The sequence below is a fragment of the Tychonema sp. LEGE 06208 genome, assembly GCF_015207505.1.
Lineage (GTDB): Bacteria > Cyanobacteriota > Cyanobacteriia > Cyanobacteriales > Microcoleaceae > Microcoleus.
Genome location: NZ_JADEWT010000074.1, coordinates 1 through 24,221, shown reverse-complemented (window position 1 = coordinate 24,221; position 24,221 = coordinate 1). Strand labels below are relative to the sequence as shown.

Below are 24,221 nucleotides of genomic sequence, written 5' to 3'. Positions count from 1 at the left end.
GCCCAACCAACCCAGAAAGCCTGTTTCAGCTTCATCGCCATTCATCCAAATACACCACGTACATTGCAGTTACGTCTACAGTAGAGTGAACCGTATCCTGTAGACTAAAACCGTAGTTAATCTGTCAATTTATTTGAGGAAAAGGAGTTTATGACAGGAGTATCGGTGATAGAGTCGATTGTAGCGCAACAAACTCCCTTGGGCAGCGAGCCTGCTACAAATAGCCAAACGGCAGGAGTCATTCCTGAATTGGTCATCATCTTGATCATTCTGCTGCTGATTGCAACTGTTGTTGCACTCGTAACCCAACGGTTGCGAATTCCCTATGTGACGGGCTTAGTGTTAGCAGGCTTGCCCATTACGGAGCTCTTGTCGCGTCGAATTGGTTTAGACCCATCTTTAGTATTAAATCTTTTTCTACCAATTCTGATTTTTGAAGCAGCTATCAATACCGATATCAGCCGTCTCCGCAGCACCTTTAAGCCGATCGCGCTGCTGGCGGGTCCAGGCTCGATCTTTTCCTCAGCAATTATCGCTGTTCTGGTTAAATTTGGGCTAGGGCTAGACTGGATTCCGGCATTGCTGATCGGAGTCATTCTGGCAAATACGGATACTGTCTCAATGATCGCGGTCTTTAAGGAGATCCGTGTGCCTTCCCGGCTATCCACCATCGTGGAAGGAGAAACTCTGTTCAATGATGCGGCTGCTCTAATTTCATTTAATTTGCTTTTGGTCATTTATGCGACAGGCTCTCTCACAGCTATACAAGGCGTGAAGGAACTGCTCGTGGTTGCCTTAGGTGGGGCACTGGTCGGGGGTGTTTTAGGTTACTTGAGCCTGCCGATATTTGTTCGCTTAAACGATCCGTTGAGTAGCCTTTTGCTAACCGTCGCTCTCGCATTGGGAACCTTCCAAATCGGACAATTTTTAGGCGTATCGGGCGCGGTGGCGGTGGTCATCGCCGGACTTGTTTTTGGCAACCTTGGGCTGCCTCGCAGTTCGTCTGCCTCGGATCGGATTAGCTTACTGAGTTTCTGGGAATACGCTGGTTTTGGCGTCAATACGTTTATTTTCCTGCTGATTGGAATTGAAATTAACCCGCTGACGCTGTGGAGAATTTTGCCATCCATTTTATTCGTCATTCTGGCCTATCAACTGGGACGGATTCTCTCGGTCTATTTGTTATTAGCGGCGCTGCGCTGGTTCGATCGCCCCATTCCGCTACGCTGGCAGCACGTGTTGGTTTTAGGGAATATTAAAGGGTCTCTCTCAATGGCCTTAGCTGTTGCGATTCCCTTGACCCTACCAGGACGGGATAACATCATTGCCCTGGTTTTCGGTGCAGTTTTATTCTCCTTGGTCGGACAGGGATTAAGTTTACCGTGGATGGTAAAACGACTAAAAATTAGCCGTGTTTCTGATGTAATGCAGGAAGCTGGGCAGTTACAGATTCAGTTGATCGCTTCCAAAGCGGCTCAAGATGAGCTAGATAGTTTGCTGAAATCTGGCGTGTTGCCGAAGGCAGTTTACGAAGAGTTATGGGCATCATATCAAGCACGAGTAGCACACTCGGAGCGAGTGCTGCGCGATCTCTACAATCAACATCGGGCCGGGCAAGTAAAGGGCGATCGCAGCGGGCTAGATACGATTCGACGGCGATTGCTTTTAGCAGAAAAAGGAGCCGTTAGCGATGCCCTCCGCAAGCGAATTGTCCCAGAGGATCTGGTTCATCCTTACATCAAAGATTTGGATGAGAAACTTCTAACGTTGGCAGATGACTAGCCCGAATGCCGAGGTAATCAATCATCTGGTGAACTAGCTCTGGACGGATGACGACCAAGATAGTAGAGCCTGCTTCAAGAAACATCGGGCCGGGCAAGTAAAGGACGATCGCAGCGGGCTAGATACGATTCGACGGCGATTGCTTTTAGCAGAAAAAGGAGCCGTTAGCGATGCCCTCCGCAAGCGAATTGTCCCAGAGGATCTGGTTCATCCTTACATCAAAGATTTGGATGAGAAACTTCTAACGTTGGCAGATGACTAGCCCGAATGCCGAGGTAATCAATCATCTGGTGAACTAGCTCTGGACGGATGACGACCAAGATAGTAGAGCCTGCTTCAAGAAACATCGGGCCGGGCAAGTAAAGGACGATCGCAGCGGGCTAGATACGATTCGACGGCGATTGCTTTTAGCAGAAAAAGGAGCCGTTAGCGATGCCCTCCGCAAGCGAATTGTCCCAGAGGATCTGGTTCATCCTTACATCAAAGATTTGGATGAGAAACTTCTAACGTTGGCAGATGACTAGCCCGAATGCCGAGGTAATCAATCATCTGGTGAACTAGCTCTGGACGGGTGACGACCAAGATAGTAGAGCCTGCTTCAAGAACTGTATTGCCGTTCGGAATCTCCAGATTGGCGCAGGCATGGCATTGATAACCAATAATCAGCGAACCTGTTGGAAAACGAGGGTCTTGAGCAATTTGAGCAACAGTGCGACCTGCCACCTTGCAATCGCCTGGAACTGGCAGCTTTAGTACCTCGACTTGCCCGTGTTCAAAGTGCATCATAGACTCGATTTGGGGGTATTCAATCGCATTCGCCATTGATGCAACTGCCAAATCAATAGTGCTGATGATGTGACTGGCTCCGGCAAGTCGATAGGCTTCCATGAATTCGCGATCGCGCATTCGCACCACAATATGGGAAATACCATAGCTTCTAGATAGGGCGATCAGCGCTAAATTCAGTGCATCGTCGCTGAGTGCTGTAACGACTGCGTTTGCTTTTCTAATTCCGGCTTCCAGAAGAACCGTCATGCTCACAGCACTGCCTTCAAATGCCATCACTCCGATTTTTTCACGAGCAAAGCGACACGCCAGCGGGTCTGCATCGATGATGGCCACCGTATGACCGAGTTTTAATAAATGCTGGGCTAAACCCAGCCCCATCATTCCAGCTCCACCAATTAATACGTACATGACTATTTTTCAACCCAAAAAAAACTTTAAATATCGATCGCTACGAGTGAGATTGTGTTGGGTTTTTATCCGTTTAATCGGTTAGTGGGGTGGCTTTTCCCGCCCTTGCTTACAGCATATTCCACAGTTAGTTTGGTCTGGTGGGGTAGGTATTGGTAGCCCACCCCTCCAGAGATTTTCGTCAGTTAGGTGCGTAGCGGGAATCCTACATAATCTTAGGAACTTTAAAAAACTCCCCATCGCGATCGGGAGCTCCCTCCAAAATACTCTCTCCGTTAGCAAAAGGTTGCAAATCGTCCGATCGCATAATATTGCTAACATCGATCGCCCGTGTTGTAGGTTTTACCTTACTCGTATCCAGTTCTTTCAACTGCTCAAAATAATCCAAAATACCGTTCAGTTGAACGGTAAACTGTTCTTCTTCGGCCGGCGTTAATTCCAATCGGGCTAAATTCGCTACTTTCCGAACTTCTTCTCTGTCAATCATAATATATTGGGAATTGGGAATTGGGAATTGGGAATTGGGAATTGGGAATTGGGAATTGGTTATTTGTTGTTTGTTGTTTGTTGTTTGTTGTTTGTTATTTGTTATTTGTTGCTTGTTATTTGTTGTTTGTTGTTTGTTATTAGAGAAGCTACTAACCAATAACCAATAACTACTAACCAATAACTACTAACCAATAACTACTAACCAATAACTACTAACTACTAACTATGCCCAATTCCCAATTCCCCATTCCCAATCATAGTTAAAAATACACATCAATTTGCGATCGGCCTGTCGTCTTCAGCCAATTTTGCACCTCAATGTAATTGTTCGGCGCTAAGCGAATAGCCTCTTTCCAATAATCTGCAGCTTTATCAAACAACCCTTCCGCCGCTTCCACATTGCCAGATTCCTTTTCCTTTTCCCCTTGATAGTGGTAAATCACAGCAATGTTATTCAGCGCCTGCGGCATTCTCGGATTCAGTTCCAGCGCTTCGCTGTAATACTCCAAAGCTTGCTCGTGTTCGCCGTTGCTAGTATGGATCAGGCCCATATTGTACAACACGTAACTGCGATCGTAAGGATCTTCTTCCAGCTTCAGCGCTTCATGATAATTGTCCAGCGCTTCAGCATATTCGCCATCAGCTTGAGCCGACATACCATCTCGATAGTAAGCAAAAGCTTCCTTCGCCTGCTTTTTCGCCGGCATAATCTTCAAGATAATATCGGCCATTACCGTGAAACTTTTGTCAATAAAGTTATCGTTGCGTTGAGTTCTGGGCATAATTCGATTCTTTGGTTAACGGCCAATCAAAAATATTAGCCTGTAAAGTTTTCCTATTAAGAGTTTTGCGACTGTTTCGGTTCAGTCCGGCCGCCGACGCTTGGAAACGCTGGTGAGACACAACTGCAAACCTGAAAACACGCGCTTGCGAGGTGCAAAAGAGTGCAAATCCCATCCATTTTAGATAACTCTTGCCAGTCTTGACAAAAAAAACCACATTTCTTTAACCTATTGACCGCACTCTACGGGCGATCGGGCAAAAACCTAGCAACATTTCGCCCCAAAGTCAAGAGCATCATCAAAAAAATTCATAAACCAGCGACTCAAAACCAGTTTGAATTCCCACAATATATAATATAAACAACCGGGTAATTTTCACAGAGAGAAACCTATGGCTCCGAATCCCACCATTATGCAAGCCGTCGAGCAACTTGGCTACCGCGTTACGGTTGGAGACGTGGCGGCAAAAGCTGGATTAGACGTTAATTTTGCCCAGCGAGAACTGTTAACCCTCGCCTCCGAAGCAGGTGGCCACCTGCAAGTAGCAGAATCCGGCGACATTGCCTACCTATTTCCCAACAACTTTCGAGATATTTTGCGAAACAAATTCTTTCGCTTGCAGTTGCAGGAATGGTGGCAAAAAATCTGGAAAATTCTATTTTACCTGATTCGAGTATCTTTTGGCATAGTGCTGGTAGCTTCCATCCTCTTAATTTTTGCGGCCATCACGATGTTACTCTCCAGCATGAACAGCGACAATAACGGCGGAGGCGGAGGCGGAGGCGGAGGCGGAGGCGGAAGCGACGGTAACAGAGGCGGCGGATTTTTCTTTTTTCCCTACTTCTGGAACGAGTTACCCTGGATATTTTACTGGAACCATAACGAACCTTATTACCAGCAGCAATCGCGCTTAAGCGGCCAAAAACCCCAGATGAGTTTTCTGGAAGCAGTTTTCTCCTTTCTATTTGGAGATGGCAATCCAAATTACAATTTAGAAGAGCGCAAGTGGAGCGATATTGCCGCCGCAATTCGCAACAACCGAGGTGCCGTAGTCGCCGAACAAATAGCGCCCTATCTCGACAATCTCGGACAAGGATACGCGAGAGAATACGAAGAATATATGCTACCGACTCTCGCGCGTTTTGACGGCCGCCCCGAAGTCAGTCCCGAAGGACAAATAGTCTACCATTTTCCGCAATTGCAAACCACAGCAGTTCAAAAAAATCCTCAACCAGTAGGAGCTTATTTGCGAGAAATGCTGTGGCGTTTCAGCCACGCCAGCTCCGGCCAAGTCATGCTCGCGGCGGGGTTGGGAGCCGTGAATCTTGTCGGTGCGTTAGTTTTGGGGAATTTATTAACTAAAAGTGCGATCGCCAGTGGATTTATCGGTTTCGTCAGCGGTATTTATCCACTACTGCTGATTTACGGCGTCGGATTTTTGACAATTCCCTTAATTCGGTACTTCTGGACTCAGTGGAAAAATAGCAGGATAGAAACCCGGAATCAAGAGCGGCAGCAGCGAGCCATGTTATTAAACCAACCAGATGCCAACTTGCAGCAAAAATTAAGCTACGCCCAGGAATTTGCAGCAGAAAATCTACTGACTGGAGAAGATTTAGCTTATACAACAGAAACCGATTTAACCCAACAAGAACTAGAACAGTCAGCAAAAATAGATGCCGAATGGCAGCGGCGAATCGATGGAGTTTAGATTTTCTATTTGACGATTTGAAATCAATTAATAATTTTGAGTCAACATCTAAAATCCGATGAATATTAGATTGAGCTAGGTCAAGTTTGCTGTGCCAAAGACTGCTTCGTACTCCTAGCTTTTTTGACAATTTTAGGACGTTTAAAAATCAAACAATTTTGGTCGTATTTCGAGTCATGGCGCATAGCCACAAGTTCCCAACCCTCCTCCCCCAACTGATTGATAAATAGATGCAGCGATCCTTGTTTCCAATCTCGCAATTCCTCACCATTTACATATAAACTAATCAGCTTATTGCCAAAAGGATACATATTTGCATCCACAAAAAAATATTCCCACTTTTGCATAGTTATCCTTAATGTAGTTAGTCATTAGTCATTAGTCATTGGTCATTAGTCATTAGTCATTGGTCATTAGTCATTGGTCATTAGTCATTGGTCATTAGTCATTAGTCATTTACTCGTTACCAGGCTCTGCCTGGTAATGCAGATCCGGAGGCTCTGCCTCCATCTTCGCAGCCGACGACGAGGCAGAGCATCGCTTACATGGGTTCCCAGGCTCTGCCTGGGAACCAGTGAAAAGAGCTTGGGAACCACAACCAGTAAAAAAAATGCGGCGTTGCAAAACACAGATTCTCCCCTCCCACTCTCCCTGCTTCCGAGCGGTTACTGAACAGCAATTCTAGCCAAAGCAGCGCCCCGGTAATAGTGCAACAAAATCTGCTGGTAGCCGTATCCCTGCCTGGCCAAATTGTAAGCTCCCCACTGGCTCATGCCAACACCGTGACCGAAACCTTTGCCAGCAACTTGAAAACTCGTAGGAGCTTGACCGCTGTTCTTGGCGCTCCCGCCTGCATACTGAGGAATCACCGTAAACCGCGTGCTCCTCAAACTCAGAACCCGACGCAAATCTGCCCCAGTCATCACTCTAGAACCGCCATCTCCCACAACTTTCATCCTCAAAACGCTGCCGTAAGCGGTAGTGCGTTCTGGCTTCATCGAGATTACGTTACCGACGCCGGAAATCTTGCTGCTGATTTGAGCGCGGGAGAAATTTTCTTTCCACTGATAAACCGGCGCACCTTGGTCGAAGTCAGGAACACCGCGCAGGTAAGGCAGGGGTTCCGTCCAAACATCCTCAACATTTTCGGTATGTCCGCCAGATGCTGAGTGGAAAACAGCTAAAATAATCTGACCGTTGTAGGTGAGAACTTGACCTGCGGTGGCATCGACTGCGCTATAAGTACCCGAAGATTCTGTTTGCAGTCCTTTGTAAACCTGCGAAGACTGAGTGTCGTCCACATCGTAAAGGTCGGTTTCGCTTTTGAGGCGCTCGTGGATTGCGTAGGAACGGGCGGCGACTGCTTGGGCTTTTAAGGCCTCCAGAGGCCAATTGCCGCTCATTTCGGCACCGAGAACGCTGTAGAGATACTGTTCGATATCGACGTAGTTGACTGCTGTCAGGCCTCCTTTTTCGGGAATTACAAGGGTGCGTCCGCGATACCACCGATCGCCAATCCAAACATACCCGTTCCCGGTCGGCTCGATCCAAATTTGATTGGCGGCCCAGCGCCCGATCGCCACTTTGCCCGATCGAAATTGAGCCGATCCAGAACTGTTGGCAGACAGTTCGCCCAAATTGCGCCCGCTACCGTCGCGGATTGCAGCCTTAGTAGAACTGCCGACTTTGATCTGACTTGCGCCGTCTTGTACCGCCACTCGCAAGATCAGCGCCGCCTGTGCTGGGGCTACCATTACCAGCCAAAACAACAGAGAAATCCAAAAGTAGCGTTTTGTTAATCTTGAAAGAAGCGAAGCAAATAACACTCCTGGCTGCATTTAAAAAAGTTCCTCCTGTGCTGTACGAGTTTGAGAATTTTTAAGGGGAAGGTTTGGTTGGGGAAAAGGAAGGAGAACGGCAGAAAGAAAACGTTAGAATTGGGTTTGGCACTTTGTGCGCCTGTCAAAAAAGATTGGAACGACTCGATGCTCGCAGCAACAGCGATTTATCCCGGTTCCTGCCTGCGACTATTTCCTATAGGTCGGATTTGTCGCACTCTGGATATATGTAACATATTTTTTAAGATTTAATTGAGGTGATTTGACTCTTGCAGATTACATTTCTCGGAACTAGCTCCGGCGTGCCGACGCGATCGCGCAACGTTTCCAGCATCGCCCTGCGTTTGCCTCAGCGAGCGGAACTCTGGCTATTTGACTGCGGCGAAGGAACTCAGCATCAGTTTCTGCGAAGCGAGCTCAAAGTCAGCCAACTGAGCCGTATTTTCATCACTCACCTGCACGGCGACCACATTTTCGGCTTAATGGGTTTGCTGGCTAGCTGCGGTTTGGCGGGGAATGTCAAGCGCATCGATATTTACGGGCCTCCGGGACTAGAAGAATATTTGCAAGCTGGCGTGCGCTATTCTCAAACTCATTTTTCTTACCCGGTAAAGATCCACAAAAGTCAGCCGGGAGTTATCTATGAAGATGACGAATATATTGTTAGTTGCGCTCCTTTAAAGCATCGAGTTACTGCTTTTGGTTATCGAGTAACTGAGAAAAATCGTCCCGGACATTTTGATGTAGAAAAAGCGAAGGCTGTGGGTATTCCTTCCGGGCCAATTTACGGGCAATTAAAACAAGGAAAAACGGTAAAATTATCGGACGGGCGACAGTTTCAAGGTAGCGATTTTTGCGGCCCCGATCAAATTGGGCGGAAGTTTGTTTATTGTACAGACACAGTTTTTTGTGATGGGGCGGTGGAATTGGCGAAGGATGCCGATTTGTTGGTGCACGAAGCGACTTTTGCCCATCAAGATGCTCAAATGGCCTTCGATCGCCTGCATTCAACCTCAACAATGGCGGCTCAAGTTGCTTTGCTCGCTGGGGCAAAACAATTAATTATGACGCATTTTAGCCCGCGTTATGCTCCGGGAAATGCGATCGTCCTAGATGATTTGCTCAAAGAAGCCCAGGCCATTTTTCCCAATACGAAAATGGCTTACGATTTCCTGAGTTACGAAATACCGCGAGTCCAGGAGTCGGGGAATGCTTCATAGATGAGACGGCGGTTGAAATCGCGCCCGTACAAACAAAGTCCATGCCAACCGGACTGAATGCAATCAGATAATCTCAATAGCCCGATCTTATTCAACCCTTGGCAATGGGCGCGAGTGTCTGTACAGGCGCGGTTTCAACCGCCCGGTCTTCTGCTACAATCTGGAAAGGTAAATGTTGTGGCTAACACTACAGCCCGTAACCCTGAAAGCTAATAGCTAAATTATTAAAAATCTGCCTCTCCTGCCATGTTTAAAAATCTGTTAGGCGATCCCAACGCGCGCAAACTGAGAAAATTTCAGCCTTGGGTAGCTGATATCAATATCTTGGAAGAAGACTTCCGCACCCTCTCAGACGACGGCCTCAGAGGGAAAACTGCCGAGTTTCAAGAACGTCTGGCAAAAGCTAAATCTCTCAACGAAGAGAAAGAAATCCTAGACGAAATCTTGCCAGAAGCTTTTGCAGTGGTGCGGGAAGCGGGACAGCGGGTTTTGGGAATGCGCCACTTTGATGTCCAACTCCTCGGCGGCATCATCCTCCACAAAGGCCAAATTGCCGAAATGAAAACCGGTGAAGGTAAAACTCTGGTGGCGACGCTGCCGGCTTACCTCAACGCCCTCAACGGTAAAGGCGTACACATCATCACTGTCAACGATTATCTCGCAAGGCGGGACGCGGAATGGATGGGGCAGGTGCACCGCTTCTTGGGATTGACGGTGGGGTTGATCCAGCAGGGCATGGATCAGGCGGAACGCAAGCAAAATTATAACTGCGATATTACTTACGCGACGAACAGCGAAGTGGGTTTTGATTATTTGCGGGACAACATGGCTACTGTCATGGAAGATGTCGTGCAGCGTCCTTTTAATTTCTGCGTAATTGACGAGGTTGACTCGGTGCTGATTGATGAAGCCCGCACACCTCTAATTATTTCCGGCCAGGTGGAACGCCCCAGCGAGAAGTATCTGCGGGCGGCTGAGGTAGCTGCTGCTCTGAGAAAGGAAAATGAGGAACATTACGAGGTTGACGAAAAGGCTCGGAATGTGCTATTGACCGATGAAGGGTTTGGGGAAGCTGAGCGGTTGTTGGGCGTTACGGATTTGTACGACCCGGCTGACCCTTGGGCGCATTACATTTTTAATGCGATTAAGGCGAAGGAATTGTTTATTAAGGATATTAATTACATTGTCAATCCCGATCGCGAAGTGGTGATTGTCGATGAGTTTACCGGCAGGGTGATGCCCGGAAGGCGCTGGAGCGACGGTTTGCACCAGGCGATAGAAGCGAAGGAACACGCGGAAATTCAGCCGGAAACTCAGACGCTGGCGACGATTACCTATCAGAATTTCTTTTTGCTTTATCCGAAGCTGTCGGGAATGACTGGGACGGCGAAGACTGAAGAAACCGAATTTGAGAAGATTTACAGTCTGGAAGTGACGCTGATTCCTACTAACCGGGTGACGAGCCGCGCTGACCTTTCGGATATGGTTTACAAGGCGGAGGCTGGGAAATGGAAGGCGATCGCCCAAGAATGTGCCGAAATGCACGAAATCGGTCGCCCGGTGCTGGTGGGCACCACGAGCGTAGAAAAATCCGAGTTGCTGTCGCGGCTGCTCCAAGAACTCAAGATTCCTCACAATTTGCTCAACGCGAAACCGGAAAACGTGGAACGGGAGTCGGAAATTATCGCTCAAGCCGGACGCAAAGGCGCTGTGACGATCGCCACTAACATGGCCGGACGCGGTACAGACATCATTTTGGGCGGTAATTCTGAGTACATGGGGCGGCTCAAGTTGCGGGAATACTTGATGCCCCGGATCGTGCAGCCGGAGGATGAAGAAGGGTTTTCGCTGGTGCAAGTTCCCGGTATTGGCGGCCGCCCCGCAGCTCAAGGTTTTGGTCAAACTGCCAAAAAGGTCAAGTCTTGGAAAGCTTCGGCGCAGATTTTCCCCACGCAGCTATCGAAAGATGCTGAGCAAATGCTCAAGGCGGCGGTGGAATTGGCGGTGAAGGAGTACGGGGAGCGATCGCTCTCGGAATTGAAAGCCGATGACATTGTGGCTGTAGCCTCGGAAAAAGCGCCGACAAAAGACATCGTAATTCAAAAATTGCGGGAAGCTTACAATTTAACTCGCAGCGAATACGACGCTTTTACCAGCACCGAACACGATGAAGTTGTGCAGTTGGGAGGCCTCCACGTCATCGGTACCGAACGCCACGAATCGCGCCGGATTGACAATCAGTTGCGGGGCCGGGCGGGACGCCAAGGAGACCCCGGTTCTACGCGGTTTTTCTTGAGTTTGGAAGACAATTTGCTCAGGATTTTCGGTGGCGAACGGGTAGCAAGTTTGATGAAGGCTTTCGGTGTTGAGGAAGATATGCCGATCGAATCTGGAATGCTGACTCGTTCCCTCGAAGGCGCTCAGAAAAAAGTCGAAACCTACTACTACGACATCCGCAAACAGGTATTTGAATACGACGAAGTGATGAACAATCAACGTCGAGCAATCTATGCAGAACGCCGCCGAGTCTTGGAAGGTTTGGACTCGAAGGAACAGGTAATTAAATATGCCGAACAAACGATGGACGATATCGTGGGAGCATACATCAATCCCGAGTTGCCTTCAGAAGAATGGGAACTAGAAAAACTTGTCAGCAAAGTGAAGGAATTTGTTTATCTCCTAGCTGACATGACTCCCGATCAATTAGAGGATTTGTCGGTTGAGGAAATTAAAACTTTCCTCCACGAACAAGTTCGCAACGCTTACGACATGAAAGAAGCGGAAGTTAATGCCATCCGAGCGGAATTGATGCGCGATGCTGAGCGGTTCTTTATCTTGCAGCAAATTGATACTTTGTGGCGAGAACACTTGCAGCAAATGGATGCTTTGCGCGAGTCTGTCGGGTTGCGCGGTTACGGACAAAAAGACCCGCTAATCGAGTACAAAACTGAAGGTTACGAGCTGTTTTTGGACATGATGACGGATATCCGCCGCAATGTGGTTTATTCGCTGTTCCAGTTCCAGCCGCAGCCTGCAATGCCTGTTTCGGCTGAGATGGTTTAAAAATAGTTACCGGAAATCAGGACACGGCAGTGCCGTGTCCTGATTTCCGGTAATATTAATTTCGATTCAACCGGAATTGATATTGCAGATTTGAGATTAAAGCCAATCTTCTTGGTCGCTTTTTTGTTTCCTGTAAACTTCACCTGTGGCGTGAATTTTACGGGTTTGTTCGTAAAGAGTTTCTTCGGTATGATTCCATTGTTGCAGGACTTTTTTTAAGTCTGATTGAATATCTCTAGCGCCGGGAAAGCCTCGGTAGCGAATGATTAATCTTGCTAATTCCGATAAATTGTAGTCGGTTGCTTCTCCTGTTAATAAACTATCGACACTGGCTCGATCGCGCTTGTATTGCGGATGCTGCTGATCTTGAGTTTTTTCTACTGAATCCATACTATTTATATTTCCCAATCATCTGAAAATATTGCTAGAAGCAACCGCCACCCAAAAGCGCGGACATAAATAACTATCATGAATAGAGTCTTAAATCCGGGCTTCATCAACGGTTTGATATCAAATCCTCTCTTCATCGGAATGATTCAGATATATATTCTCGGACTCTGTGTACTCTGTGTTCTAGCGCCGGTTAAATCACCTGACGATGCAACCAGAAACGATATGATTCGGGTATCACAACTGTCAACTGTCAACTGTCAACTGTCAACTGTCAACTGTTTAAGTTGTCGCTTCATTCATCCCCAGAAATTTTTGTGCTTGTTCAGTAATACCAAATATACGATCGCCATGACAAAAGATTTCCCAGCCACGAATTCCCATAAAACCAACACCTGCAACCGCCAAGGGCATCGCAGCGGCACCTAAAAGCGCGGCAATCGGGGGAAATATCATGCAGAGTGTTAAGAGAATCGCGGTAATTGCACCGCCAGCAAGGCCAGCTTTAGCTGTGGCGGTAGCGACTTCTGAGACTAACTCTGACTGGGTAATTTTGCCTTCAACGCACAATAGCGAATTTTCTAAGATCGAAAATATTAACTCAATTACTGCTGCGGCGATCGCCCCTTTCATTGCAGCCCCAACAACTTCAGCAACTGCTGCTTTAAATGCTGCATCCGCTAAAACTTGCTTAGCGACGGCTAATTCGGCCGCAGTCATGTCTTTACCGCCGCGAGCCCGATTTACCCAAAAATGTTCAAAAATCCCGTTAGCAGCTTCGCTACCGCCTCCATTGACGTGCGCTTGGATGTGACTCCAATCTTTATCTTGACAGAAGTTGCGAATTGCTTCGGGGCCTTGGGCGCGAATTTGGGCGGGTATGGATTCAAATATTGTTGCTGCTTCTTGAACGTTTCGGATGCCGTCACGCATCCCAGCCCTCGCAAATTTCCATTGCAGGTTTGTTGGCAGGTTCTCAAAACGGATGTTGTGTGCTATTTTAAAAGCTTCTTGACTGGCGATCGCCCCGGCGCTAACCATTGAACTTGGCGCTGACTGTACCCACGCCGTTAATACAGTTGCACTTTCCTCAACTTTAGCCACAATTTGGTTGCCTAAGTTTTGGGTATCGGCAACAGTTTCTTGTACTTTAGCGGTTAGGAATTCGAGCGGATTCTGGTTGATTGTCATTTCGCTCCAGCTTGCATTTATTAATAATTGAATTATTTTGACTATAACATTGCTCTTCAGTAAGTGTGATTTTTTACTGAATTGCTTCTAGCTTATAAATCAGGCTGTAAATTTAGAGCTTTTTTTTGATAAAATAAACCTTCATTAATTCGCCCTTGCTCTTCCAAAAGTTTGCCTAAATTCCAATAAGCGGCGGCTAAATCTGGTTGAATAGCGATCGCCTTTTGATAATAAGTTATCGCATCATCCGGCAAGCCTTGTTTGTAACACATACTGCCTAGGTTAACATAGGCTGCAACTAATTTTGGGTCAAATTCGATCGCCTTGGAGTAGGCGCGCGCCGCCGCTTCTATTTTACCTTGAGCTTGCAGGATATTGCCTAGGGTTTTGTAGGCTGGGGCGAAATTTGGTTGCTGGCGCAGTGTTTGGTAGCAGGAGGCGATCGCCTCTACATATTTCTGTTGCGTATAATAAACTTCTGCTATCTTGCTGCACGCAACCGCCGCATCCGGTTTGAGTGCTAATATTTGTTGGTATTGGGCGATCGCCTCCTCAAATTTTCCCAATTTCTGCAGGTTCTCGCCCGCTGACAAATACTGCTGTGTTAACTCGGAATTTGCGGTCATAAATTTTAGGATATTCAACCTGCTGGGAATGGACGAAAGTTTGACTCTTAAGCAATTTCAATCGCCGAGTTTTGAACAATCCCCAACCAAATCAAAGATTATGGTTAAAGATTGTTCCAAGAAAGAATAGAAAAATCAAGGAGACAGTCGCCACACCTTAATCGTGTCGTCATAACTGCCGCTGATCAAGGTTTTGTCTTGAGGATTAAAAGCCAGTTCCACCCAAGTCGAATGACCTTTGAGCGTACCCTGTTCCCCGCTATCCATCGCCCACAGCTTGATAGTACCGCTCAAATCGCCGCTCGCTAGCGTCTCGCTGTCGGGACTGAAAGCTAAAGACTGGATGCGATCGGCATGACCGGTAAAAGTCACCTCGCCCGAGGGCTGCGGCCCGTGATTCGTGGTGACATCCCAAATCCTCACCGTGTTGTCCCAACCGCCGCTGCCCAAAATATTACCATCCGGGCTGACAACCAAAGCCGAAACAGCATCGACATGACCCGTGAGAGTCGCTTGGAATTCCCCAGTCTTCCAATTCCACATCTCGATCGTACCGTCGCCCTTGCCCGCAAACAAAGTATCTTTGTTGGGACTGAAAGCCACTGAATACACTTCGTCGGTAATCCCCTTGAGGGTTTGCAACTCGGCACCGCCTTCGACTTGCCACAGTTTCAATGTATTGTCTTTACCGACACTGGCGAGGACTCGGCCATCGGGACTGAAAACAACTGAGAACACGCCATCTTTGTCTCCGTCCAACGTCCGAATTAACTTGCCAGAATAGAAATTCCACAATTTAATCGTACCGTCTGCACCACCGCTGGCGATCGTCCTGCCGTCGGGACTGACAGCCACCGACCACACGGGCCCCAAATGTGCTGAGATAACTTTGAGTATTTTGCCGTGACGCTTGTGCAGCAGGCGAATTGTCCCGTCATTGTTGCCGCTGACTATGACGCGGCCGTTGGGACTGACTGCTACAGCCCACACCGGGTTTTTGTCTTGCTCTGCGAGAGTGCGAACTGCAGGGCCTGACTGCAATGGCTCGCTGCTGAAATTCTGCATCGGGGGCGGCTCGAACCGAATTTCGGGAATGCTGGAAACCGGTTCGGAAGAAGTGAAAGCCTCCGGTACTGTCGATGACAAGCCAGAACCCAGCAGCACTGAAATTAGGGCAACGGCGGCTCCTCCCCACAAAGCCAAAGTCACCCTGGGTTTGTTGACAATCGCGTCTATCGGTGTCGGGCCGTATTTTATGTCTCTGAGAATTGCTTCGGTCGATCGATAGCGTTTTGATGCTTCTCGTTCTACCATTTTATCCAGGATGCGGCCGAGTCTGCTCGAAACAGGTATTTTCAAATAGTGCCTCCAGGCCCAAGTGTCCCCTTTGATATCAAACAAATCAAAGGGCGACATTCCCGTTAACAAATGAATGCAAGTCACGCCCAAACTGTAGATGTCGCTGCTCAAAATAGCTTGACCTTTGATTTGTTCGGGAGCGGCGAATTCGGCCGAACCAGTCACTGTTTCTGTTTTCAGCGGCCCGCTGTTGGCAGGAATTGCCGCGCCGAAATCGACTAAAACCAGTCCCGATTCCTCCTCCCAGGGTAGAGTACCTACATCCTCTTTACCCGCCGTTATTAAGCCATTTTGGCTGGTTTTGCGGTGAATAATATTGGAGGGTTTGATGTCTCGGTGAATTAGTTGATGGTCGTGAACCAGTTGCAGGACAGGCAACAATTCGCTCAGCAAATACCAAATGTGAATTTCTTTCAGTACGCCTTTTTGCGACAGTCGATCGGCCAAATTGCGACCGGGGATGTATTCTTGCACTAAATACTGGCAGCCTTCTACTTCAAAAAATGCCAGCAGTTTCGGTATTTGGGGATGTTTACCCAACTCGTCGAGGACGCTGGCGTCGCTGCGAAATGTCTGGTTTAGCTGTGCGCCATTGTCGGCGACTGAGGACACTGAGCTGCAGAACTGTTGAATGACGCAGCGGGGTTGGGTTGGTTGGTCTTCATCGACTGCTAAGAAGGTGCGGCAACCGAGACTTTGACCGAGGGGGTGAAATACTCGGTAGCGACCTTTTAGCAGCAAGTTTGACTCGCAGCTTTTGCAGGCTGTGGCGCGATCGAGATTTTCTGGATTCTGGCAATTGGGATTGATGCAGTAACTCATTTCTCTTTCCGCTGGAGACCCCCGTCCGACTTAAAGCCAGGAGTGGGGGAGGAAAGCGGGGCGGTGCGTGCCGCTTCCTTTGGACAAATTAAATAATTTGAATCATTGCTTTGCTTCATGATAATTGTTTCCAAGATTTTAGTGACAATTCCTGCGGTCGATCGCGCGTTAATTATTACTGACTTTCCTGCGATGGAGGTTTAATACCATTTTTCTAAAGCTGTGTTATGGATCAAGTCCTAGCCCCCCCTTACTAAGCTACCGTTGGGGGGCTAATATCTAGCACTACTTTATGAAATTGGTATAATAGGTCGATCGCCCGCGTGCCGTGACATTATTCGGCAGAACTCGCTCTCAACGAATTAGGCTATACTGTCATTGCGGATACAATAATTTTGCTCGCAGCGCCAAGTCAAGCCATCGCGAGGCATTGCCAAAACTCCCCTATCCTCCGATCGCCCTGAGTAAATCTCAAATTTCCAATAAACTAAAAAATTGAAATTTGGGCAAATTTCGCCCGACGAACTACTAACTTTTAACTATTACTTATGCCCTTAATTCGCATTCCTAAATCTTGGGAAATTCTCGATCCCCAAATTACCTCAGAAACAGCCTTTCTCAACCGCCGCCGCTTCATGACAAATTTAATCGGCGCTGGCGTGACTGCTTCGTTGCTGCCGCTGACAAGCTGTCAAAGCAGCGATAGTTCAAAAACCGCTCTGGACAAAAGCTCAACCCAAGCATATTCGGGATTGACCCGGAATTCTAACTTCGCAAAAGTCGATCGAGCAATTACCGACGAAGCCTTAGCTACAAAATATAACAACTTTTACGAATACGGCGGCACAAAATCTATTTGGCAAGCCGCTCAAGCTTTGCCAACAGAAAACTGGAAAGTAGAAGTAGCAGGTTTAGTCAAAAATCCCCGCACTTACGACATTGACGACATCTACAAAAAATTTCCCATCGAAGAACGAGTTTATCGATTTCGCTGTGTAGAAGCATGGGCAATGGTAGTTCCTTGGGTCGGATTTCCCATGAAATTACTCATGGCTGATGTCGAACCACAATCAAATGCTAAATTCGTTCGCTTCACCTCGTTTTATGACAAAAAAATTACTCCAGGCCCCGGTTTAATGTCACAATTTTATCCTTGGCCTTACACCGAAGGTCTGCGGATTGAGGAAATGGCCAACGATTTAGCATTTTTTGCTACGGGCTTGTACGGGCGGCAGCTACCCAAACAAAACGGTGCGCCGCTGCGAGAAGTGATTCCTTGGAAGTACGGTTTTAAGGGCGCAAAGTCGATCGTCAAAATTGAATTTGTCGAAAAACAACCCGCTACTTTTTGGAATACAGTCGGCCCCAACGAATACGCTTTTGAAGCCAATGTTAACCCCGACCAACCTCACCCCAGATGGTCTCAAGCCAGCGAAAGAGTCGTCGGCCCCGGTAACAGTTGGTCGTGGGAAACTCGCCCGACTTTACCCTATAACGGTTACGGCGAATATGTGGCGAGTCTTTACAGGTGAACTACCAGACGCTGATGCGTAGCATACAGCACTGGCTTCCTGATTCATTGGGATGTGCTGTTGCTATCCGTTGAAGCAAGTAGTCTGATCTTCCCTCCACAGGCAGGAGTCCTAGTTCCTAAGACCCATACTTTTTCTGGCTACACGCTCCGTTTAGCTTGGTTTTCGCCTAGGAGGATAGTGGTCAAGATAGTGCAATTGTATCACTGATTCGCTATCGCTCAACTTGTTTCTGGTTCGTTTTCATCCCGTCACCCACCTGAGTACAGGTAGGGTGCGGGACTTCCCACTCACATTCAGTTAAAATTTCATTCCTAAAATTCGATCGCCCGTGTGGAATGCGAGTCTGCTCTTTTGCGGACTCGCATTCCGCACGCGCGAACCGCTTTTGGGTACTATTTTGCCTGAAATTGCTTACCTGAAAACTGCTATAGTTCCCAACGCTTATCGCTTTTGAGCAAGGCCTCAAACTCAGCCGCTGGTAAAGCCTGACTGAAAAAATAGCCTTGAATTTCGTCGCAATCGCGGGCGCACAAAAACGCAAGTTCCCGCTCATTTTCTACCCCCTCAGCAATCACAGTCATATTCAGAGAGTGCGCCATTTGAATAATCGCTACTGTAATCGCTGCATTTTGGCGATCGTCCGCAATATCCCGAATAAAACTCTTGTCAATTTTGAGCGCATCAAATACAAAGCGTTTCGGATAACTCAAAGAAGAATACCCAATCCCAAAATCATCAATCGCTATCCTAATCCCCATATCTCTCCATACCTGAAAAGCTCCCGCCGCAGCCGTTTCATCTTGCAAAATCAGACCTTCCGTCAATTCTAATTCCAGACATTTAGGATCGAGATTAGTTTCTCTCAATATCTGGCTGACTCTCTCCGTCAAATTTTTGCCTTCAAACTGGCGGGCTGACACATTGACTGCTACCCGCAGCGGAGGTAAACCCTCAATTTGCCACGCTTTAGTTTGCCTGCAAGCAGTCTCTAAAACCCATTCGCCCAGCGGTGCAATTAAGCCCATTTCTTCAGCCATTGGAATGAATTCCCCAGGGGAAACTCGACCTCTTTTTGGATGATTCCAGCGCACTAATGCTTCAGCACCAACAATTTTTCCGGTTTCAATTTGTATTTTTGGTTCATAATAAACTTCAAATTCCGAGCGTTTCAAAGCATGGCGAAGACAATTTTCTTGACTAAGTTTATTAATGGAAATAATTGCATTTTTAGCGGTATAAAATTGATAGTTATTTCCTCCTTTCTCCTGAGAATTATACATAGCTGTATAAGCATTTTTCAGTAGTTCGTCTCCATTGCTGCCGTCGTTTGGAGATAAACAAATGCCGATACTCGCCGTGACGTACAGTTCGGAGCCTCTGGCCATTATAGGTTGGGCTACAATATCTAAAATATTTTGAGCAATTTTGACAGCATCCTGTTTTTTGGCAACTGGTTCGATAACAATTGCAAATTCAGCAGCTTCCAAACGAGCCACTATATTAATTTTATCCGTGCAGTTACTCAGCCGTTCGGCAATTTTACAAAGTACAAAGTCGCCAATATCGTGTCCAAATGTACTGTTAATCCTGTTGATTTTATCTAAACTAAGAGTCATAACCGGAATCATTGCTGGCAAGTTTTTGTGTTTGTCTAATATCTGACTTAGCTGCTCTCGCAACAGCGAACGATTTGGCAAGTTTGTCAAGCAGTCGTGCTGATGTCGGTGCAGAGCTATTTGAATAGTTGTGTGCAAGTTTTTTTCTTCAAATGGTTTAACAATATAGCCGAATGGTTTGGTTGAATTGACCCGTCGCAAAGTATTTTCGTCAGCATAGGCTGTTAGATAAATTACCGGAATTGCCAAGCGCGATCGAATTACTTCTGCTGCTGTAATACCGTCGATTTCTCCTTGCAGGTTAACATCCATTAAAACTAAATCTGGTCGAGATTCTGTTGCCGATTGAATTGCTTCTTCTCCTGAATAGACAATATCAGTGATTCTATAACCCAGAGATATTAAGCTGTCGGAAATGTCTTCGGCAATAATGCTTTCGTCTTCAACTATCAGAATTTTTTTATTAGGCATATTTTTTTCTCTCCGAAGATGGCTATTGTTGTTGAGAAAATGTTATTTTAAAAGTCGTGCCTGTTGTTTCTAGTAGCTCTATTTTCCCCCTAATTTGCTTAACTAAAGATCCGACAAGTCGCAAACCCAATGTGCGGGCATTTCGATAATCTAAGTCTTGAGGAAAACCAACACCACTGTCGCTTACAGTTAGCACGCAAACCCTGTCATTTTCTAAACTAAAGTCTATGTTGATTGTACCTGCGATTTCTCCTTCAAAAGCATATTTTAGTGCATTGGTCACAAGTTCGTTGATAATTAATCCGCAAGGAACGGCCTCGTCAATATTCATATAACACGGCGCAATATTTGTTTGCAATTTGACGCTTTCTGCATGAGTTTCATAAGCTTGAAATAAATTGTGGGCAAGATTTTGGATATATTCAGCAAAGTCAATGTTTGAAAAATCTTTGGATTGATACAATTGTTCGTGAACCAGGGCCATTGACATGACTCTGTTTTGACTTTCTTTTAACATTTCAGTAACCCTGCTGTCTTTGATGTAGCGGGACTGAAGTTTGAGCAAACTGGAAATTACTTGCAGGTTATTTTTGACGCGGTGGTGAATTTCTTTGAAGAGGACTTCTTTTTCTGCGAGGGATGCTTTGATCCGATCTTCGTCGCGCTTCCGGTCTGTAATGTCTCGCACTACTGCTTGAATTACTTTGCGGCCGTTAATTTCCATTGCATTTAACAGCACTTCGGCTGGAAATTCTGAACCGTCTAGCCGTTTGTGTACCCAGTCAAAGCGACAGCTACCTGTTTGCATTGCTGTTGATATTTTCTGGGCGGCTAACCTGCGGGAGTCTTGTCCGTTGGGCTGAAATTGCGGGGAAAATTCGCTTGGTTTTTTCCCGTAGAACTGTTCTTGATTGCTACAACCAAATATTCTGAGGGTGGCGACGTTACAGTCAAAAAATGCTTGTTCGTCTAGTAGCATTACTGCGTCGCTGGTGGCTTCGTAAAGGCTGCGTAATTTGTGCTCAGATTCTTGTAAAGAAGCGATTAGTTCGGTTTTTTGAGCTTCGGCGCGCTTGCGGTCGGTAATGTCTATTCCTACCGAAACTGCTGCGGTTCCTTGATGATATTTCTGAGCTACTATCAGATAATTGCGGGTGTTGCCATTAATTTCTATGTCTATTTCTTGCCAGATTTGTTGAGATGAACTGTCAAAAAAGTTTCGGATCAGTTCTCCAAAAGCCGATCCTTTGTCGAGAAAGTTGATTTCTTGACCGACAAAGCTTTCTGGAGACAGTTGGAAGGAGGTGGCTAAATGCTGGTTGACTCCTATATACCGCAAATCTGAACCGATCCAAGAAATGAGTCCGGGCACTGCATCTAAGACGGCGCGAAGTTGGTCTGTGGCTTCTTGGAGTGCTGCTTCCGATCGCTTGCGATCGCTAATATCTGTTGCGGTTCCGCACATACCTAAAATAGCGCCGTTTTCACCTTGGTTGATGATGCTGTTGACGCGCAGGTGGACGGGGCTACCGTCTTTGCGAACTTGTTCTATTTCGTAAGGAGAATTGGGGGTTTGTTGCTGAAGGCTGGTTCTAGCTAAAAGTTGTGCAAATATTTCTATTTGTTTGTTTTTTTGTTGGGGAATTAAAAACTCAGTAAAGCGGCGGCCGATCATTTCTGGGGGGTCGTAACCGTAGATGCGTTTGGCGGCGGTATTGACAAAAGTTAAGATGCCTTGAATATCGATCGACCAAATAAGTTCTTGGGAGGTCTCTACAAGGTTGCGGTACTTTTTTTCGCTTTCGGCAAGTGCTGCATTGAAGGCTGTTGTTTGCTGCTGAAGTCTGTTTTCTAATTCTTGATTTGCTGTTTCGAGAGTGGCGATCGACTTTTGGCGATCGGTAATATCGGTAGAAATACCGACAGCCCCGACAATTTCCCCCCTTGCATCTCGCAGCGCTGTCGATCGAATTTCGTGAATAAAATGCCCGACTGGGGCATTCCAAGTGCGATCTTTTCCTGCTATTACCCCGGCAATATTTTCTAAAATATCTGGCTGACTGCCGTAAACTTCAAAAATCGACAGTCCGACAGTTACAGGTTGTTTGAACCCCAAATTTTCTAATTTTTTGCCGGAAGCAAGGGTTAACCTGCCGTCTTTGTCAGTTGCCCACAGGAAAATTGGGGAACAACTGAGGGCGGCGTGGAGGGTTTCGTTTTCTTGTTTTAGCCGATCGATTTCGGTATGAAGCTTCGCGCGCGTGTTGCTCAATTCTACCGTTAGTCGATCGGCTATAAGCTGCCAACTCGCAGCAGTGTCGCACATTTCAGCAGGATTGCGCGATCGACAGATGGATTGGTTGCAGTATGACATGGTTCTCAGGGATGTACTGTATATTTAATCCCGGGCTATCTTTTAAGCATAAACTTTTTAAGTGAAATATTACAGTTTTTTGGGATACTCATCCGAGCCAGATGCGATAGTTTAAATCTTGTTTAAAACATTCAGCAATTGCTCCCCTGTCTGTCTTTCTGGCAACTTTTTAAAGGTTGATAACAAGCTGAATAATGCCTGTAAATACGTATTTTCACGGTAAGCAGGTGTAGTATTTTAAAAACAAGTTTCGCAATGTTAGCCTTGTACAAGACATACAATTATAAAAATTTTATATTGTTTGCGTATATTCACGCACTCAAGAATCGGGAATCGGGATTTTTGAAATATAGTCACGGCTAACAAAAGTGCGATCGGGGCGATCGCAAGGGAACAGCGATTTAAATCTAAAACCTCAAACTTGTTCTGAGGTTTTAGATTTTAGACATTTCAAGTTACCCGTACAAGTTTTAGATCGTAGAATTAAAAAACAGGTAAATAGTTATTAAATTATGGTTAAGATTTCGTTTTTAAATTTGCTTTTCTTATCGTTATAGTATCTATTAAAAAATCGAAATTCGGGAATGACAAGGCGCGGTAGACAAAAGCACCACTCAAGCAGGTTGATGTGCAGGTGTGACTCTGCAAAGCTCTATATTTATCGTAAAAATCGAGTTAAATAGCGCAAGTCCTAAGTTATTGACGGTGGTTGTTAATGCTATTATAATCAAATCAGCGTTTCACACAAAAATCTGAAAGTGATATGTCACACTTCACAACGATCGAGGTTCAAATCACCAATGGCGAACTGCTGCATCAAGTGTTGGAAGAGTTGGGTTATAACGTAGAGTCCAACGTGCAGGTGCGGGGTTATCAGGGCGACAAAACTAATGCGGAGTATGTGATTCGGCAATCCAACGGTTACGATTTGGGTTTTCGTCGCAATGGAGAGAATTACGAATTGGTTGCGGATTTTTGGGGCGCTAGAATTAACAAGCAAGAATTTGTCAATTCAATTAGTCAAAAATACGCGCGCCGCCAGTTGATGGCGGCGGTGCAGTCCGAGGGTTTTCATGTTGAAAAAGAGGAAACTTTGGCGGATGGAACGGTGAGGGTTGTTGTGGGTCGATGGGTTTAAGACTTGCGCTTGAATAACTCGTTTTTATATACCAAGTAAGTGGGGACAAATCAATAAATATTCGAGGGGTCAAGCGGGTTTTGCTTGGGAGCATCTGGTGTTTTGCGTTTATAGTGCGATCGTCCCCGAAGAGCGAGTACAATATGCGAGCGGGGACGATCGCACGCTCAATAAAAAAATGCTTTTTGCCACACACCAGATGCTCCCTTTTGCTTTCATCTTCTGGCTGTGATTTCGTGATTCTTCGCTAGCGCCCGCTTCTAGGTTTTTTGGGATTCGGTAGGGGCTCCCTTGACTGACATCTTTGATAGCAACAAAAAATTCAGGTAAACCGGCACCCACACAACTAAAATTTTAGGCTATTGTTCCTGCTCGCTGATTCATCTGTGGAGTAAATCTCAAACTTGTAGGGCGAAGTCGAAGTATAGTCATTTCAAATAAGTATGAGACTATTTAAAAATGAGGTAAAATGAATAAAAATAGTGAAGCTGCTAGGAAAATGTCTTACAGTATTGATTTGAGAAAAAGAGTAGTGGATTATGTAGAAAATGGCGGTCGTATCGCTCAAGCTGCCGGACTTTTTAAGGTAGGAAGGGCAACGATATATCGGTGGCTGG

20 protein-coding genes are annotated in these 24,221 nt (G+C 46.4%); 9 read left to right on the top strand and 11 right to left on the bottom strand.

Annotated features, from left to right (window positions below; translation table 11 throughout):
* The first annotated feature begins 150 nt into the window (after positions 1 to 150).
* Together IQ263_RS18805 and IQ263_RS29425 are read left to right on the top strand one after the other, a co-directional pair.
* Positions 151 to 1,782 carry a cation:proton antiporter gene (locus IQ263_RS18805; RefSeq protein WP_194069220.1) on the top strand — a complete coding sequence of 544 codons (1,632 nt, stop codon included), beginning with the start codon at positions 151 to 153 and terminating at the stop codon, positions 1,780 to 1,782.
* Between the two features lie 139 nt (positions 1,783 to 1,921).
* Entirely contained in the window at positions 1,922 to 2,044 is a 123-nt protein-coding gene (locus tag IQ263_RS29425) for a hypothetical protein (RefSeq protein ID WP_255515900.1), read from the top strand.
* A gap of 218 nt (positions 2,045 to 2,262) precedes the next feature.
* Here the strand turns inward: IQ263_RS29425 and IQ263_RS18800 are convergent, their stop codons facing one another.
* From IQ263_RS18800 to IQ263_RS18790, 3 genes are all read right to left on the bottom strand, one after another.
* Positions 2,263 to 2,979, bottom strand: a complete 717-nt coding sequence (locus IQ263_RS18800) for a potassium channel family protein (protein ID WP_194069218.1) — start codon at positions 2,977 to 2,979, stop codon at positions 2,263 to 2,265.
* A 205-nt stretch (positions 2,980 to 3,184) separates the two neighbouring features.
* Positions 3,185 to 3,466, bottom strand: a complete 282-nt coding sequence (gatC, locus tag IQ263_RS18795) for an Asp-tRNA(Asn)/Glu-tRNA(Gln) amidotransferase subunit GatC (protein WP_194069216.1) — start codon at positions 3,464 to 3,466, stop codon at positions 3,185 to 3,187.
* 262 nt (positions 3,467 to 3,728) lie between these two features.
* Complete coding sequence (locus IQ263_RS18790; RefSeq protein WP_194010252.1) at positions 3,729 to 4,250, bottom strand: photosystem I assembly protein Ycf3; 522 nt, start codon at positions 4,248 to 4,250, stop codon at positions 3,729 to 3,731.
* A gap of 391 nt (positions 4,251 to 4,641) precedes the next feature.
* On the opposite strand from IQ263_RS18790, the gene IQ263_RS18785 reads away from it, so the two are divergent.
* Positions 4,642 to 5,961, top strand: coding sequence for a hypothetical protein (locus IQ263_RS18785; protein ID WP_194069203.1), 1,320 nt, complete (start codon positions 4,642 to 4,644; stop codon positions 5,959 to 5,961).
* A gap of 80 nt (positions 5,962 to 6,041) precedes the next feature.
* Here the strand turns inward: IQ263_RS18785 and IQ263_RS18780 are convergent, their stop codons facing one another.
* Together IQ263_RS18780 and IQ263_RS18775 are read right to left on the bottom strand one after the other, a co-directional pair.
* The gene (locus IQ263_RS18780) at positions 6,042 to 6,308 is read right to left on the bottom strand and encodes a DUF4177 domain-containing protein (RefSeq protein WP_194069201.1); all 267 of its coding nucleotides are present in this window, start codon (positions 6,306 to 6,308) and stop codon (positions 6,042 to 6,044) included.
* A 318-nt stretch (positions 6,309 to 6,626) separates the two neighbouring features.
* Positions 6,627 to 7,799, bottom strand: a complete 1,173-nt coding sequence (locus IQ263_RS18775) for a SpoIID/LytB domain-containing protein (RefSeq protein WP_194069199.1) — start codon at positions 7,797 to 7,799, stop codon at positions 6,627 to 6,629.
* 269 nt (positions 7,800 to 8,068) lie between these two features.
* On the opposite strand from IQ263_RS18775, the gene IQ263_RS18770 reads away from it, so the two are divergent.
* Both IQ263_RS18770 and secA read left to right on the top strand, forming a co-directional pair.
* Positions 8,069 to 9,019, top strand: coding sequence for a ribonuclease Z (locus IQ263_RS18770; RefSeq protein WP_194069197.1), 951 nt, complete (start codon positions 8,069 to 8,071; stop codon positions 9,017 to 9,019).
* A 246-nt stretch (positions 9,020 to 9,265) separates the two neighbouring features.
* The gene (gene secA / locus IQ263_RS18765; RefSeq protein WP_194069195.1) at positions 9,266 to 12,082 is read left to right on the top strand and encodes a preprotein translocase subunit SecA; all 2,817 of its coding nucleotides are present in this window, start codon (positions 9,266 to 9,268) and stop codon (positions 12,080 to 12,082) included.
* 96 nt (positions 12,083 to 12,178) lie between these two features.
* Here the strand turns inward: secA and IQ263_RS18760 are convergent, their stop codons facing one another.
* From IQ263_RS18760 to IQ263_RS18745, 4 genes are all read right to left on the bottom strand, one after another.
* Positions 12,179 to 12,472, bottom strand: coding sequence for a DUF3288 family protein (locus tag IQ263_RS18760; protein ID WP_194069193.1), 294 nt, complete (start codon positions 12,470 to 12,472; stop codon positions 12,179 to 12,181).
* A 282-nt stretch (positions 12,473 to 12,754) separates the two neighbouring features.
* Positions 12,755 to 13,663, bottom strand: a complete 909-nt coding sequence (locus IQ263_RS18755; protein WP_194069191.1) for a hypothetical protein — start codon at positions 13,661 to 13,663, stop codon at positions 12,755 to 12,757.
* A 92-nt stretch (positions 13,664 to 13,755) separates the two neighbouring features.
* Positions 13,756 to 14,289, bottom strand: a complete 534-nt coding sequence (locus tag IQ263_RS18750; protein WP_194069189.1) for a tetratricopeptide repeat protein — start codon at positions 14,287 to 14,289, stop codon at positions 13,756 to 13,758.
* A 135-nt stretch (positions 14,290 to 14,424) separates the two neighbouring features.
* Complete coding sequence (locus IQ263_RS18745; RefSeq protein ID WP_194069186.1) at positions 14,425 to 16,470, bottom strand: serine/threonine-protein kinase; 2,046 nt, start codon at positions 16,468 to 16,470, stop codon at positions 14,425 to 14,427.
* Positions 16,471 to 17,018: 548 nt separating this feature from the next.
* Here IQ263_RS18745 and msrP point away from each other — a divergent pair.
* Entirely contained in the window at positions 17,019 to 18,002 is a 984-nt protein-coding gene (msrP, locus tag IQ263_RS18740) for a protein-methionine-sulfoxide reductase catalytic subunit MsrP (RefSeq protein ID WP_194069184.1), read from the top strand.
* A gap of 428 nt (positions 18,003 to 18,430) precedes the next feature.
* Here msrP and IQ263_RS18735 read toward each other — a convergent pair whose 3' ends face one another.
* Both IQ263_RS18735 and IQ263_RS18730 read right to left on the bottom strand, forming a co-directional pair.
* Positions 18,431 to 20,092 (bottom strand): putative bifunctional diguanylate cyclase/phosphodiesterase, encoded by a 1,662-nt coding sequence (locus tag IQ263_RS18735; protein ID WP_194069182.1) that lies wholly within the window; start codon positions 20,090 to 20,092, stop codon positions 18,431 to 18,433.
* A 22-nt stretch (positions 20,093 to 20,114) separates the two neighbouring features.
* Positions 20,115 to 22,466 carry a PAS domain S-box protein gene (locus tag IQ263_RS18730; protein WP_194069140.1) on the bottom strand — a complete coding sequence of 784 codons (2,352 nt, stop codon included), beginning with the start codon at positions 22,464 to 22,466 and terminating at the stop codon, positions 20,115 to 20,117.
* 763 nt (positions 22,467 to 23,229) lie between these two features.
* Here IQ263_RS18730 and IQ263_RS18725 point away from each other — a divergent pair.
* From IQ263_RS18725 to IQ263_RS18720, 3 genes are all read left to right on the top strand, one after another.
* Positions 23,230 to 23,604, top strand: coding sequence for a DUF1257 domain-containing protein (locus IQ263_RS18725; RefSeq protein ID WP_194013147.1), 375 nt, complete (start codon positions 23,230 to 23,232; stop codon positions 23,602 to 23,604).
* A gap of 97 nt (positions 23,605 to 23,701) precedes the next feature.
* The gene (locus tag IQ263_RS29420; protein WP_255515899.1) at positions 23,702 to 23,836 is read left to right on the top strand and encodes a hypothetical protein; all 135 of its coding nucleotides are present in this window, start codon (positions 23,702 to 23,704) and stop codon (positions 23,834 to 23,836) included.
* A gap of 267 nt (positions 23,837 to 24,103) precedes the next feature.
* A partial coding sequence (locus tag IQ263_RS18720) for an IS630 transposase-related protein (protein ID WP_194066405.1) occupies positions 24,104 to 24,221 on the top strand: 118 nt, incomplete at its 3' end.